Source organism: Pseudomonas sp. PKS (assembly GCF_051913525.1).
GTDB lineage: Bacteria > Pseudomonadota > Gammaproteobacteria > Pseudomonadales > Pseudomonadaceae > Aquipseudomonas > Aquipseudomonas guariconensis_D.
This window is the reverse complement of sequence record NZ_JBEGDO010000036.1, coordinates 20,961-34,422: the sequence shown is the minus strand read 5'-3', so window position 1 is coordinate 34,422 and position 13,462 is coordinate 20,961. Positions and strand designations below refer to the sequence as shown.

Sequence of the window (13,462 nt, the reverse complement as noted above, 5' to 3'; positions counted from 1 at the left end):
GAAAGGTGAATCAGCGTCGACAAATCAAACGGATAAGCCCACAAACCTCAAAACCCAATCCCAATCCCAATCCCAATCCCAATCAAGCCTTGAGCGCCTTCTTGGGATAAATGTCATACCGACTCGATTTCCCCTCCAGACTGTGGCTCGGCTTGGGCCCATCGATAATGGGTGCCTTGCGCGGTCGCTTGACCACTACCCGATGCGACGCCAACGCCAACGCGGCCTCGAGCAACGCCGGTGCATCCAAGTCATCACCGACCAAAGGCCGAAACACCCGCATCTCCTTCTTCACCAATGCACTCTTGTCCCGGTGCGGGAACATCGGATCCAGGTAGATCACCTGCGGCGGCTCGCCCTCCCAAGCCCGCATGCGCTCGATGGCATTGCCGGTCAGCAGGCGCATGCGCTCGACGATCGCTCCCACCTCTTCATCACCACGCGCCCGTGCCAGCCCATCCTCGAGCAGGGCAGCAATCAGCGGCTGGCGCTCGATCAGGGTCATCTGGCAGCCCAGGCTGGCCAGCACGAACGCATCCTTGCCCAAGCCTGCCGTGGCATCGAGCACCTGGGGTCGGACGCCTTGGGCGATGCCGACGGCCTTGGCGATCATCTGCCCGTTACCCCCGCCATAGAGCCGCCGATGCGCCGCCTGTCCTTCGACGAAGTCCACCCGCACCGGTCCCGGCGCCTGCGGCCCCAGTTGCTGGATCTGCAAACCATCAGGTCCGACCTGCACGGCAAATCTCGCTTCATCATCCACCAGCGGCACACCCAGGCGCTCGGCCCACGCTTGTGCCTGGGCCTGGAACGCAGCCGACAACGCCTCGACCCTGATACCCATGCCCTGCTCTAGCTCCACCATCGGTTCGCGCACTCGAAAAAATTAATGAAATCCCGGCCACCGCCGATACACGCAGTATCCGCTATTCTGCCAGAGCACAACGCGCGCGACTGCCATGTCAGAAATCCTTCCCATCGGCTTGACCTACCTGTCGCCTGTCGGCAACTACGGTCGACAGAACACCCAGGCACTCGGGGGCGTAAGCCACCTGTGGCAGGATTTCTTCGCCCGCGCGTTGGCCGAGCAGCAGGGAACAGAAGCGGACCCAGTCAGCCAGGCCATCGCCAAGCAGGTCGACAAGGACAGCGGTGAACCGCTGGGCGGTGTGCGCACTTTGGCGCAGATCCATGTCCAGCGCAGCTGCGATGTCCATGACACCGAGGTCAAGCCGCCCGAGCCGCTGTTCCTGCCAAAGGCCGAATTCGAGACAGATCTGCTGGAAAACGCCCCCGAGCCCTTCAGCACCGCCGAACTGCTCGAACAACAGCGCCAGCTCGATTTGAGCAACAGCTGGTTGCGCCCCGTGGTCATGAGCCAGGGCCATCCGCTTCCCGAGCCTGGCCCGGCACCGTCGCCGCGAGCGTTGTTCCTGCCCATCGCCGAGTTCGAAACGGATCTGTTGGAAAACGCCCCCGAGCCCTACGACGAACCCACCGTGGCCAAACAGCAGAACGACCTGGAGTTCGACCTTCACTGGGCGCGTCCGGTAGTGCTGAACAACGTGCGCACGCACGCCTGAGTTCAGCGGCAGACCTGCCAGAACCCCATGTCCAGGTGAAAGTGGTTGTGGTGCGCCGTGTTGTAGTCCGGCCCCAGCACCGTATTGAAGCTGTTGCAGGCCGCGTCATGGACCTCCCGTAGAAACGCCGCCTTCTCCCCGCCCCGCTGCCAATCCTTCGCCAGCACGATGCGTTGTCCATCCTTGAGGCGAAAACCCGTGATATCCAGTGCATTGGCGCTGGCATGCTGGCTGAGCCGCCCCTCTTTGCGGTGGTACACATTTCGGCAGGCATAGCTGCCTAAATGCTCGACCTGGGCCACGGGCTGGCCAAAAAACCGCTGCGCCGCAGGTTGCAGCCCATGGTTCTCGAACAAGGCATAGGCCACCGCCAATGGGCAGGACGCCAGAAAGCTGCTGCTCAGACGCGCTTGGCCTGCTTCGATTCGCCATACGTTGCGCAACGGGCAATTGGCCGTGGACGCGCTGTCGGCCTGTTGCCGGTAGCGCAAGGCCGATGTCTGCAAGGCCTGCAGGCACAAACGTGGGTTCTCGCGCAGGCGCGCGAGCTTGTAGGGCGTCAGGAGATTGGGCGGCTGGCGTACGTCCAGCACCGCCCAGGGGTTCCAGGCGGCAGGTGGTCGCCAGCCCAAGTACCACGCCAGGGCCGCCATTGACATCAGGCTGACAACCAGCAGCGTGGCAACACGCACGGGCGCCTCAGCGACGGAACAGGTCGTTGAGCTCGACGAACGGCAGGGCCTGCGCGCTGTAGTCGAACGAGCCCTGATCACGGATCTCCAGCGCCGCCCGCTGCAACGCTCCCAGCGCGGCGCGTGCGAGCGAGGAGCCTACGCTGATGCGCTTCACCCCTAGATCCTGCAACTGGTTCACGCTCAGCGGCACGCCAGCCAGCCCCATCAGCACGTTGACAGGCTTGGGCGCGACCGCCTGCACCACGGCGCGGATTTCATCGACATTGCGCAGGCCTGGGGCATACAGCACATCGGCCCCAGCCTCGGCATAGGCCTGCAGGCGGCGGATGGTGTCATCCAGGTCCAGGCGCCCGTGCAGCAGGTTCTCCGCGCGGGCGCAGAGGGTGAAGGGAAACGGCAGCGCACGAACAGCCTGCACGGCGGCGCGCACCCGCTCCACCGACAAGCCGAAGTCGTAGATGGGGTCGTCGCAGCGACCGCTGGCGTCTTCGATCGAGCCGCCCACCAGCCCTACCTCGGCCGCGCGCCGGATCGTCTCGGCACAATCCTGTGGCAGGTCACCGAAGCCGTTCTCCAGATCGGCGGCCACAGGTAACGGAGTCGCATCGACGATCGACCGGGCGTTACTCAGGGTTTCCTCCAGGCTCAAGGCGCCTTCGGCATCCGGCCGCCCCAGGCTGAACGCCAAACCTGCACTGGTGGTGGCCAGGGCCTCGAAGCCGAGGCTTGCCAGCAGGCGGGCAGAACCTGCATCCCAAGGGTTGGGAATGACGAAAGCGCCCTCACGCTCATGCAAGGCCTTGAAGGCTTCGGCTCGCAGGGTTTGCACATCCATGGTCACAACCTCCGGCAGATAATCAGGAGTCGTCAGAGTAGTCCCAGTTGTTCGACCTCGGGCGCACGCGGCAATTCCGGCAAAGGGGCAAGACCCGGCAAGCGCGCCATCAGGCGCTCATGAAAACGCTGGGCCAGGGCCGCGGCCTGAAGGTTGTCGGCGGTATGCAAGAAGACATAGGGACTGCGCCCTTCTTCGATCCAAGCGCCGACCTTTTCCACCCATGGCGTGAGAAAGGTCTCGTTGGCCTCCAGCACCGGATGCCCGATGAATCGCACCTGAGGGTGCTGGCTGAATGCAGCCGGACGTGGCGGGACCCGTGGTTTCTTGGACTGTGCGTGCAATACACCTGGCTCGCGCGATGTGCAACTGAACAGCGCCCGTGGATCCAGGCAGATGCGCTCGACACCCCGCTCGTGCAACAGCCGGTTGAGCAGGCGCTCCTCTTCGCCACGGGCGAAAAACGCCTCGTTGCGCACCTCGACCGCCACCGGCACGCCGATCTGGTCGAGAAAATGACACAGCTCGCCAAGCCGCGAAGGGCCAAACTGGGCCGATAGCTGCAACCAGTATGGCGAAACCCGCTCGCCCAACGGCGCCATCAGCCGGGTGAAGGCAAGCGCGGACTCCAGATGCTCTCGCAGGTCACCCTCATGGGTCACATCGCCCGGAAACTTGGCAGTGAAGCGAAAATGCGCGGGCATGACCTGCGCCCAACGCTCCACCGTGGCAGGCGCGGGACGAGCATAGAAGGTAGTGTTGCCTTCGACGGCATTGAACACCTGACTGTACAGGCCGAGAAATTCAGCAGGACGGGCGTCGGCGGGATAAAGGTAGTCGCGCCAGGCGTTTTCGCTCCAGGACGGACAACCGAGAAAGTAAGGCAGGGGCGATGGATTCATCCATCAAATGTACAGGTCCAGCCCCAGCACTTCCATCTCCCAGTCGGTGAAGCCGGCGGTGGCCAGGTAGCTGGCCAGAGCGGTTGCGGTGCGTCGATCACGGGCACGAGGAAAGATCATGTCCTGCTGGCGGGCTGGCAGGCCACCGGAACGGCGGTTGGTGCGGGGCTCCTGGGGGACCTCGACGTCCTCGACCAGTTCGGCATCGTCGATGTTCTCGTCGCGCACCGGTGCCTTGCGCGGGGTGCGCTTGATCGGATAGGACTGCGAAGAGAAACCATCGATACGCATGGACAGGGTACTCAGGATCAATGATGGCAATTTAGCAGCATCAGAGATCCCTCGCTAATGCCCAATTGATAACTGGACCACAGTTCGCACAAAAGGTTGCGACGCCGGGAGGCCTGCCGACGAGAGGTTTCAGCGCGCCTTGGGTGTCGCTACGTTGTCGCGCAGGTACACAGGTTGCGCCTGCTCGGCCGGAATGGCCTCGCCGCGTGCCCAAGCGAAGCGGGCCAGCTCGAGGATGTCCAGGGCGTTGGGCAGCAAGCTGGCATCGCTTGCGCTCACCGGCACGGCCAGCCGCTCGCCATAACCCCATCCGGTACCGGCGCCGAACCACTCGCCGGTGCTGGCCTCCGGCAGTTGCACACGCTCTGGCGCCAACACCGCCTCATGCCCTACCAGGCGCATCTCGCCGTCATGGGCTTGATAGCAGCCCCAGTACACCTCATCCATACGGGCATCGATGGCGGCGGCGACCTGCTGCACCCCGCGCTCACGCAGCGCACCCTGGGCCAGCGCCGCCAGGTTGGAGACCGGCAACACCGGGCGCTCGAGGGCAAAGGCCAGGCCCTGGACCACACCGATGGCGATCCGTACCCCGGTGAACGCCCCGGGGCCACGACCGAAGGCAATGGCATCCACGTCGCTGAGCGTCACGCCTGACTCGGCCAGCAACTGCTTGATCATCGGCAGCAGCTTTTGCGCGTGCATGCGCGGGATCACCTCGTAATGGCTGGTCACCTTGCCATCATGCAGCAGAGCGACGGAACAGGCTTCGGTAGCGGTATCCAGGGCCAGCAGGGTGGTCATCGAACGAGGTATCCAGGCAACGGGGAAAAGAGCGGCAGTATAAACGACAACGGCCCGCAAGCGGGCCGTCGTGACGCACGGAGATGGATCAGCTCAGGGCTGCCAGCACCTTGGCGGTGATCGCCTCGACCGAGCCGACACCTTCGATGTGGCTGTACTTCGGCTTGCCGTTGTTGGCGGCCGAGAGCTTCTGGTAGAAGTCCACCAGCGGCTTGGTCTGGCTGTGGTACACCGACAGGCGATGACGCACGGTCTCTTCCTTGTCGTCGTCGCGCTGGATCAGGTCTTCGCCGGTGACATCGTCCTTGCCTTCCACTTTCGGCGGGTTGTGCTGAATGTGGTAGGTACGGCCCGAAGCCAGGTGCACACGGCGGCCGGCCATGCGGCCGACGATCTCTTCGTCGTCAACAGCGATTTCAACCACGGCGTCGATGTCGACACCTGCGGCGACCATGGCTTCGGCCTGGGGAATAGTGCGCGGGAAGCCGTCGAACAGGCAGCCCTTGGCGCAATCCGGCTGGGCGATGCGCTCCTTGACCAGGCTGATGATCAGCTCGTCGGAAACCAGTTGGCCGGCATCCATGACTTTCTTGAGTTCCAGGCCCAGCGGGGTGCCGGCCTTGACGGCGGCACGCAGCATGTCACCGGTGGAGATCTGTGGAATACCGAACTTCTCGGTGATGAACTTTGCCTGAGTACCTTTACCGGCCCCGGGAGCTCCCAGCAGAATTACGCGCATCTTGTGCTCCTCATATTTTTCTATGTAAATCAACGGATTCGGCGCAGAGGGCCAAGTCCGAAAAATCGGGTGAGACCGAAAATCGGTCAAAAGGCTGCTCAAGATACACAGCGCCCAGCAACCAGACAAGCGTCCCAAAGTTGCAGGAAATCGCCACTTGGCCCCGTTTCGCGGCACGGTTGCGCTCGGCGCAACCTGCCAGCACAACCTCGGCCGAGGGGCCTGCGCCACCCCGCCAAGGTCAGCCACCGGATGCCTCAACCGGTGTTGCGAAGGCCCGCGGCGATACCCGCCACCGTGACCAGCAGGGCCTGCTCCAATGGGCTGTCCAGAGCGGCTTCCCGGCTGCGCGAGCGCGCCAGCAACTCAGCCTGCAGGCGATGCAGCGGGTCCAGGTAGGTATTGCGCAGGCTGATGAACTCCAGGGTCTCAGGGCTGTGCGCCAGTAGCACCGATTGCCCGGTCAACCCCAGTACTACCTGGCACGACTGCGACAATAGGTCGCGCAGATGTGCCCCCAGGGAAAGCAAGTGCGGTTGCACCAGACGTTCGTCGTAGGCCTTGGCGATCTCGGCATCGGCCTTGGCCAGCACCATCTCCAGCATGTCGATTCGGGTACGGAAGAACGGCCACTGCTCACGCATCTGTGCCAACAGCTCGCCCTGCCCACGCGCCAAGGCATTGCTCAGGGCCGTCTCCCAGCCCAGCCAGGCCGGCAGCATCAGACGCGTCTGGGTCCAGCCGAAGATCCACGGAATGGCACGCAGGCTCTCGATGCCGCCGGCGCGGCGCTTGGCCGGACGGCTGCCCAGCGGCAGGCGTCCGAGCTCCTGCTCCGGCGTGGACTGGCGGAAGTACTCGACGAAGTCCGGGTTTTCCCGCACCACGGCGCGATACGCCTTGACGCCGTCGGCAGCAAGCTGGTCCATCAGCTCGCGCCAGGCGGGCTGCGGAGGTGGCGGCGGCAACAGGGTTGCCTCAAGCACGGCGGCCAGATACAGGTTGAGGTTCTGTTCGGCGATGCCAGGCAGGCCGAACTTGAAGCGGATCATTTCGCCCTGCTCGGTGGTGCGGAACCGCCCGCCCACCGAGCCGGGTGGCTGCGACAGGATCGCCGCGTGGGCTGGCCCGCCGCCTCGGCCGACGGTGCCACCACGGCCATGGAACAACAGCAGCTCGACCTGATGCTCTCGACAGATGCGCACGAGGTTTTCCTGAGCCCGGTACTGGGCCCAGGCCGCCGCTGTGGTGCCCGCGTCCTTGGCCGAGTCGGAATAGCCGATCATCACCTCCTGCGGTCCATGCAAGCTGGCACGATAGCCCGGCAGGCCCAGCAGGCGCTCCATCACCGGCCCCGCGTTATCCAGGTCGGCGAGGGTCTCGAACAGCGGCACCACGCGCATGGGCCGGGTCAGGCCGGCCTCCTTGAGCAGCAATTGCACAGCCAGCACATCGGATGCGGCACCGGCCATGGAGATGACATAGGACCCCAGCGAAGCCGCTGGCGCGGCGGCAATCTCGCGGCAGGTGGCAAGCACCTCGGCGGTCTCGGCGTCGGGCTTGAAGTGCGCAGGCAACAACGGCCGGCGGTTTTTCAGCTCTGCCTGGAGGAACGCGATGCGCTGTTCCTCGTCCCAGTCGGCATAGCGCCCCAGGCCCAGGTAGTCGGTGATTTCGGTCAGCGCGTCGCGGTGCCGGGCGGCGTCCTGGCGCACGTCCAGGCGCACCAGGAACAAGCCGAAGGTCACAGCCCGGCGCAGGGTATCGAGCAGCGGGCCGTCGGCGATGACACCCATGCCGCATTCATGCAAGGACTGATAACACAGCTCAAGCGGCTCGATCAGCTCGCGGTTGCTGGTCAGCACGTCGGCCCCGGGCACCTGGGCGCTGCTCAGCGCCGCGTGGGCCCAGGCACGGGTGGTGCGCAGGCGTTCGCGCAATTGCTTGAGCAAGGCGCGATAGGGTTCGGCACTGTCGCCCACGCGCTCGCGCAGGGCATTGCTGGCCTGCTGCATGGACAGCTCGGCAGCGAGGTAGTCGATGTCGCGCAGGAACAGGTCAGCCGCCATCCAGCGGGCCAGCAGCAGCACCTCGCGGGTCACCGCCGCGGTGACATTGGGGTTGCCGTCGCGATCGCCGCCCATCCAGGAGGCGAAACGAATTGGCGCGGACTCCAGCGGCAGGCGCAGGCCGGTCGCTTCGAACAACGCGTGATCGACCTTGCGCAGGTGGTTAGGGATCGCCTGCCACAGGGAATGCTCGATCACCGCAAAGCCCCACTTGGCCTCGTCCACCGGCGTTGGCCGGGTGCGCCGGATTTCCTCGGTGTGCCAGGCTTCGGCGATCAGGCGACGCAGGCGCTCGCGCACCTGTTGGCGCTCGGCAGGTGTCAGATCGCGGTGATCCTGCGCAGCCAACTGCCCGGCAATGGCGTCGTATTTCTGGATCAGCGTGCGGCGTGCCACTTCGGTGGGGTGGGCGGTGAGCACCAGTTGGATGTCCAGCTTGGCCAACTGCCTGGCGAGGGCATCGTCCGAATGGCCGGCCTGTTTCAGCCGGGCGAGCAATTCCGGCAGCACCTTCGCCTCGAAAGGCTCGGATTGGCCAGCATCGCGACGGCGGATCAACTGGTACTGCTCGGCGATGTTCGCCAGGTTGAGAAACTGGTTGAAGGCCCGAGCTACCGGCAGCAAGTCGTCGTCGGCAAGGTCGCCCAGGGTCGAACTCAGTTGCTCGGCAGCGCCACGGCGGTCGGCCTTGGCACTGTGGCGGATGTCTTCGATCTTCTGCAGGAACGCCTCGCCATGCTGCTGGCGAATGGTCTCGCCCAGTAGTTCCCCCAACAGATGGACATCCTCACGCAAGCGTACATCGATATCGGTCATCGGCCTTCTCTCCGGCGCGGCTCACCGCGCATCCGCTCAGGAACATTGCCCAAGAGTGCCCATGGCAAGGCGGTACTGGCAAGCCGGTTCGGCACCGAGCAACTAAAGTGAATGCAAGGCATCCGAAGTCATGCCCACTTCAGGTTTCGAGCGAGGAGTTTTCCATGGACACCTTCAGGCACATGCTGGACAGCTGGGAATCCAAGGCCCGCGAGAGCTGCGAACGCGTCGAGTACACCCTTACCCTGCACAAGCAGGACCTGGTCAAGATCAAGGCATTCGCACAGGCCTATGGGCTGGACGAAGCCTTCGTCACGGAGAGCCTGTTGCAATCAGCCATCAAGGAAGCAGAGAAAGCCATCCCCTATGTCAAAGGCTCGCAGGTGATCCGCGTCGAGGAAGGCGAGGAGATCTACGCCGACATCGGCAAGACACCCGCCTACGTGCAGGCTGAGCAGGCGCTGTCAAAAAGCCTTTCGAGTTGACACTTGCCCCAGCCTCGGCGGGGCAAGGGACTGATGCCCTACCCCGCCCTGGTGCCCTCGTGACACATCCCTGACCTCCCACCGATTCCCCTCCAACGGACCCTGCGCGTCTGCGCAGGCTCGGCATTTTTTCTGAACTATCGGAAAAACGCCCAAGTCACAGCCTGTAGCCATCACGCTAAAACCCTGCACACATGCCGTTGTGCACAGTTCGGCCGAAATGCGCGCAGATGACAGGGAAAAAGCGATGGACTGCTAAGGATATCGTCGTAACCAGGAGTGATCCCATGGAGCTGACCATCATGAAGACCCGCACACCCCAACCCTCCTCCACGGCGCTACGCGGGCTCAAGCTCGTCGCGCTGGCGCTGGGCGGCAGCCTGCTGCTGGCCGGTTGTGCCGGAAAACCGCCCTCCGAGCAATACGCCGTCACCCAGTCCGCGGTCAATTCCGCGGTCAGCGCGGGTGGCACCGAGTTCGCGGCCGTGGAAATGAAGGCTGCCCAGGACAAGTTCAAGCAGGCCGAGATTGCCATGCATGACAAGCAGTACGACGAAGCCAAGCGCTTGGCCGAACAAGCCGAGTGGGATGCACGCGTGGCCGAGCGCAAGGCTCAGGCCGCCAAGGCGCAGAAGGCCCTGCAGGACAGCCGTGAAGGTGTCCAGGACCTTCGCGAGGAAGGCCTGCGCAGCGCCGAATGAGCGCTGCCCAGCCCCGCTTGAGCCTTCGTCATTGATCAAAGGATGAACACTATGCGCAATTACCTCATGATCCCCACCCTGCTGGCCCTGAGCGTAGGCCTGGCTGGCTGCTCCCATGATCCGAACCCCAATCTCGAGTCCGCCCGCACCCACTTCTCCAGCCTGCAGAGCGACCCTCAAGCCAGCAAACTGGCAGCACTCGAGACCAAGGACGCCCAGGACTGGCTGAACAAAGCCGACAAGGCATTCATGGAGCGCGAGGACGACAAGACAATCGACCAGTTGGCCTACCTGACCAACCAGCGCGTGGAAGTGGCCAAGCAGACCATCGCCCTGCGCTCGGCCGAAAACGAGTTGAAGAACGCCTCCGCGCAACGCGCCCAGGCCCGCCTGGACGCCCGTGACGCACAGATCCGCAAGCTGCAGGAAAGCCTCAACGCCAAGCAGACTGATCGAGGCACCCTGGTGACCTTCGGGGATGTACTGTTCGACTTCAACAAGGCCGAGCTCAAGAGCAGCGCCTACCCCAACATCACCAAGCTGGCCCAGTTCCTCCAGGAAAACCCTGAGCGCAAGGTCATCGTCGAGGGATACACCGACAGCGTCGGCTCGGCGAGCTACAACCAAGGCCTGTCGGAACGCCGCGCCAACAGCGTGCGCATGGCCCTGGTACGCGCAGGTGTCGACCCGGCGCGCATCGTCGCCCAGGGTTACGGCAAGGAGTACCCGGTCGCCGACAACGGCAGCAACACTGGCCGCGCCCAGAACCGCCGGGTGGAGGTGACCATCTCCAATGACAACCAGCCGGTGCAGCCGCGTTCAGTCAGCCAGATCCAACAGTAAGGCTGGCGCAATGAAACAAGAAAGCCCCGCGATTGAGGCGGGGCTTTTCTTTGTCTGTCCTGGCTCTTCGCGGCTTTGGCCGCGAAGGCATCCAGAACGCAGGTCATTGCAGCTGCTGCGGGGTCTCCTGCCCCATACAACGAATGGCGCGCTTGCGGTTGTCCACCAGCACGCCGGTCAGGCCCTTCTGCTGGGTGTCGAACAGCACCAGCACGCCATCGACGCACTGCGCCACCTGGGGCGCCGGGTCGAGGGAGACCTTGTAGTCCTCGCCGGGGAGGGTCTTGAGCATGGTGTAGTCCTGCAGCAGCAGGGCGTCCTCGGGCTTGGCGAAATGCAAGTAACCGTAATACCACAGAGTCCCCACCGTCACGATGATGGTACCGACGGCGGTCAGGATCATCGGGATGGCGTTGCGTTCTTCACTCATTGCGCGTTCTTCTCATCAGGGTAGTTGGGCACTTCGGCTAGGCGCCGAAGGCCATCGAAATGGCTGGGGTCGTCGAGAAAGCGCAGCATCACCTGACGCCACGTCGGGTCGGCGAAGGTCTGCACGTGCGCGCCACGGGTCAATTGCAGTACCCGCGGCGGCGGGGCGTGCTGGTACAAACGGATGCCGCTGTCCATGGGTACCAGATCGTCGTCGATACTGTGGAAAAACAGCTTGGGCGGGGTGTCCAGGCGCTCGATCGAGCGGATCGCGCTGTCGCCGTCCGGCACCAGCCAGGACAATGGCACCTGCAACGGCCAGGTCAGCCATGACGTACTCAGGGCAAAACGCCCCACTTCCCGATAGCTGGCGGGTACACCGTCGAATACCAGCGCGCTGAAGCGCTGACGCTGCTCAGGATGGGCCGCCAGGTAGTGAATGGCCATGGCGCCGCCGAGGCTCTGACCCAGCAGCACCAAGGGCTTGCCCTTGGCCTGCGGGGCGTTCTCCAGCCAATCCATGGCCGCCTCGATGTCTTGGTAGACCGCCGGCAGGCTCGGCTTGCCCTGCGAGAGGCCATAGCCGCGATAGTCGATCATCAGCACTTGGTAGCCCTGCTCCGGCAGCCAATAGCTGCCGCCCAGGTGCCAGGCCAGGTTGCCGCCATTGCCATGCAGGTGCAATACCGTGCCCTTGACTTGGACCCCTGGCTTGGCCGGCATCCACCAGCCGTGAAGACGCGTACCGTCGGCGGCGGTGAGGGTCACGTCACGAAACTCGAGCTTCGCCTTCTGCGGGGTGAACGGCAGGCCCGGCTCCGGGAAGAACAACAGGCTGCTGCACCCCGACAATCCCAGCACGAGCAAGCCCAGGATGAGTCGGCGACAGGCGTCAGAGAATGTTCGCGTAGTCGGCTTCAATACGATCCAGGCTCAGGTGGTTGAGGAAGTTGGAGAAGCACATCCACGCAGACAGGGCGTTGAGGTCGCGGAATTGTTCCGGCAGGTACTTGGGCGGCTCCACCAGGCCCTCCTCGACCAGCTGACGCAAGGTGCGCATGTCTTCCAGGGTGGTCTTGCCGCAGAACAACAGCGGGATCTGCTCGAGCTTGCCTTTCTTCACGGCCAACTGAATGTAGTTGTAAACCATGATGAAACCCTTGAGATAGGACAAGTCCTTGGTAAATGGCAGGCCGTTGGGCACCGACCCGCGGAATACCCGGCTGGCATTGCTGTAGCTCTGGGCCATCTCGAAGCCCTGGCCGCGGAAGAACTCGTACACCTGCAAGAAGTCCGCCCCCTCCTCCACCATGTGGATGGCCCGGGTACGGTTGGTGAGCTTGCGCAGGCGACTGGGGTAGGAGGCGAACGCGATCACCTCCATGAGAATGGCCAGCCCTTCCTGGGTCACGGTCGACGAGGGAGGCCCCTTCGCCAGGAACGTGCAGATCGGCTGGTTCAGGCCATTGAGCGTGGTGCCCACGTGCACCAAGCCTTCATGGACCTCCAGTGCGCGCACGTCACGGCTGTTGAACATCGCGTCGGCACGCACCTTGATGTAGTCGGCACCGGCCGCGGCGTCGGCAACGATACCGTCGGATTCGAACACGCGGATGGTCTCCTCCGCCTCGCCGAAGACCTTGTTCAAGCGCCGCTGGAGGATCGCCACGGCTTCCTTGGCGGTGAGGTTCTTCGGCTCGTCCTTCAGGTCGCCCCGGCCGTCGATGTTGTTCAGATAATCGGACAGCATCAGGCCCAGGTCGGCCAGGGTCGGGTCGCCGGCATGGAAGGCGTCGGACGCCGCACCATACAGCTCCTGGGAGATCAAGCCGAAATCCTCGGTGCCACGGGCTTCGAGCATGCGCACCACCATGCGGTACTCCTTGCACATGCGCCGCATGATCTGCCCGACCGGGTTGAACTGACCCAGTTGGCGAGTGATGTCACGCTCGATGCTCTGGAACTCGGCCTTCACCGAGTTGGAGTCGAACGACAGCGGTCGCCCCTGGTAATAGGCACGGTCCACGGCCGGGGGCTCCTTGCCCTTGGCCTTGAGAAAGCCGTTGCGGATATTGTCGTCCCACTTCACCGCATCGAGCACGCGGATGGGCGTCTGCGCCGCGACGATGCGGTCGGAGAGCGCGCGTATGGTCTGCTGGTACTCGTCCACCCCGGACTCCTTGTTCAATCAAGCTCGTGGTCGCCCCTTCGCGGGCACACCCGCTCCCACAGGTACAGCGTGAACGCCTGCGAAGAGGCCAGCCAAGCCA

General features: G+C 63.9%; 15 protein-coding genes. 4 read left to right on the top strand and 11 right to left on the bottom strand.

All coding sequences use genetic code 11. From position 1 onward, the window contains the following. Positions 1–82: 82 nt before the first annotated feature. Positions 83–844 (bottom strand): class I SAM-dependent methyltransferase, encoded by a 762-nt coding sequence (locus ABOA88_RS23580; RefSeq protein WP_437437087.1) that lies wholly within the window; start codon positions 842–844, stop codon positions 83–85. Positions 845–959: 115 nt separating this feature from the next. Here ABOA88_RS23580 and ABOA88_RS23575 point away from each other — a divergent pair, with 115 nt between their 5' ends. Then, the gene (locus tag ABOA88_RS23575) at positions 960–1,583 is read left to right on the top strand and encodes an energy transducer TonB (protein WP_367851438.1); all 624 of its coding nucleotides are present in this window, start codon (positions 960–962) and stop codon (positions 1,581–1,583) included. Positions 1,584–1,585: 2 nt separating this feature from the next. Here ABOA88_RS23575 and ABOA88_RS23570 read toward each other — a convergent pair whose 3' ends face one another. The 7 genes from ABOA88_RS23570 to ppc form a co-directional block, all read right to left on the bottom strand. Next, positions 1,586–2,242: an extensin-like domain-containing protein gene (locus tag ABOA88_RS23570; protein ID WP_196167796.1), complete on the bottom strand. Its 657-nt coding sequence runs from the start codon at positions 2,240–2,242 to the stop codon at positions 1,586–1,588. A 40-nt stretch (positions 2,243–2,282) separates the two neighbouring features. Further along, complete coding sequence (locus tag ABOA88_RS23565; protein WP_367851439.1) at positions 2,283–3,113, bottom strand: isocitrate lyase/PEP mutase family protein; 831 nt, start codon at positions 3,111–3,113, stop codon at positions 2,283–2,285. 32 nt (positions 3,114–3,145) lie between these two features. Next, positions 3,146–4,015 (bottom strand): DUF72 domain-containing protein, encoded by an 870-nt coding sequence (locus tag ABOA88_RS23560; protein WP_367851440.1) that lies wholly within the window; start codon positions 4,013–4,015, stop codon positions 3,146–3,148. A 3-nt stretch (positions 4,016–4,018) separates the two neighbouring features. Then, positions 4,019–4,306, bottom strand: a complete 288-nt coding sequence (locus ABOA88_RS23555; RefSeq protein WP_196167618.1) for a hypothetical protein — start codon at positions 4,304–4,306, stop codon at positions 4,019–4,021. 129 nt (positions 4,307–4,435) lie between these two features. Then, a complete protein-coding gene (gene tsaB / locus ABOA88_RS23550; protein WP_367851441.1) occupies positions 4,436–5,110 on the bottom strand; it encodes a tRNA (adenosine(37)-N6)-threonylcarbamoyltransferase complex dimerization subunit type 1 TsaB in 675 nt (224 codons plus the stop codon). Between the two features lie 88 nt (positions 5,111–5,198). Next, positions 5,199–5,849, bottom strand: a complete 651-nt coding sequence (adk, locus tag ABOA88_RS23545) for an adenylate kinase (protein ID WP_070575190.1) — start codon at positions 5,847–5,849, stop codon at positions 5,199–5,201. A 257-nt stretch (positions 5,850–6,106) separates the two neighbouring features. Beyond that, positions 6,107–8,734 carry a phosphoenolpyruvate carboxylase gene (ppc, locus tag ABOA88_RS23540; RefSeq protein WP_196167620.1) on the bottom strand — a complete coding sequence of 876 codons (2,628 nt, stop codon included), beginning with the start codon at positions 8,732–8,734 and terminating at the stop codon, positions 6,107–6,109. Between the two features lie 164 nt (positions 8,735–8,898). Here ppc and ABOA88_RS23535 point away from each other — a divergent pair, with 164 nt between their 5' ends. The 3 genes from ABOA88_RS23535 (at position 8,899) to ABOA88_RS23525 (ending at position 10,763) form a co-directional block, all read left to right on the top strand. Next, positions 8,899–9,219, top strand: coding sequence for a hypothetical protein (locus ABOA88_RS23535; RefSeq protein WP_090346043.1), 321 nt, complete (start codon positions 8,899–8,901; stop codon positions 9,217–9,219). Between the two features lie 287 nt (positions 9,220–9,506). Next, a complete protein-coding gene (locus ABOA88_RS23530) occupies positions 9,507–9,920 on the top strand; it encodes a DUF4398 domain-containing protein (RefSeq protein WP_367851442.1) in 414 nt (137 codons plus the stop codon). 51 nt (positions 9,921–9,971) lie between these two features. After that, complete coding sequence (locus ABOA88_RS23525; RefSeq protein ID WP_367851443.1) at positions 9,972–10,763, top strand: OmpA family protein; 792 nt, start codon at positions 9,972–9,974, stop codon at positions 10,761–10,763. Positions 10,764–10,866: 103 nt separating this feature from the next. Here ABOA88_RS23525 and ABOA88_RS23520 read toward each other — a convergent pair whose 3' ends face one another. From ABOA88_RS23520 to ABOA88_RS23510, 3 genes are read right to left on the bottom strand one after another with little or no spacing between them, the layout of a single operon-like run. Beyond that, positions 10,867–11,193, bottom strand: a complete 327-nt coding sequence (locus ABOA88_RS23520; protein WP_043213771.1) for a hypothetical protein — start codon at positions 11,191–11,193, stop codon at positions 10,867–10,869. Next, positions 11,190–12,113 (bottom strand): alpha/beta hydrolase, encoded by a 924-nt coding sequence (locus ABOA88_RS23515; RefSeq protein ID WP_196167624.1) that lies wholly within the window; start codon positions 12,111–12,113, stop codon positions 11,190–11,192. The genes ABOA88_RS23520 and ABOA88_RS23515 overlap by 4 nt, the downstream gene beginning before the upstream one ends. Next, complete coding sequence (locus tag ABOA88_RS23510; protein WP_043213767.1) at positions 12,085–13,362, bottom strand: flavohemoglobin expression-modulating QEGLA motif protein; 1,278 nt, start codon at positions 13,360–13,362, stop codon at positions 12,085–12,087. The genes ABOA88_RS23515 and ABOA88_RS23510 overlap by 29 nt, the downstream gene beginning before the upstream one ends. Positions 13,363–13,462: the final 100 nt, after the last annotated feature.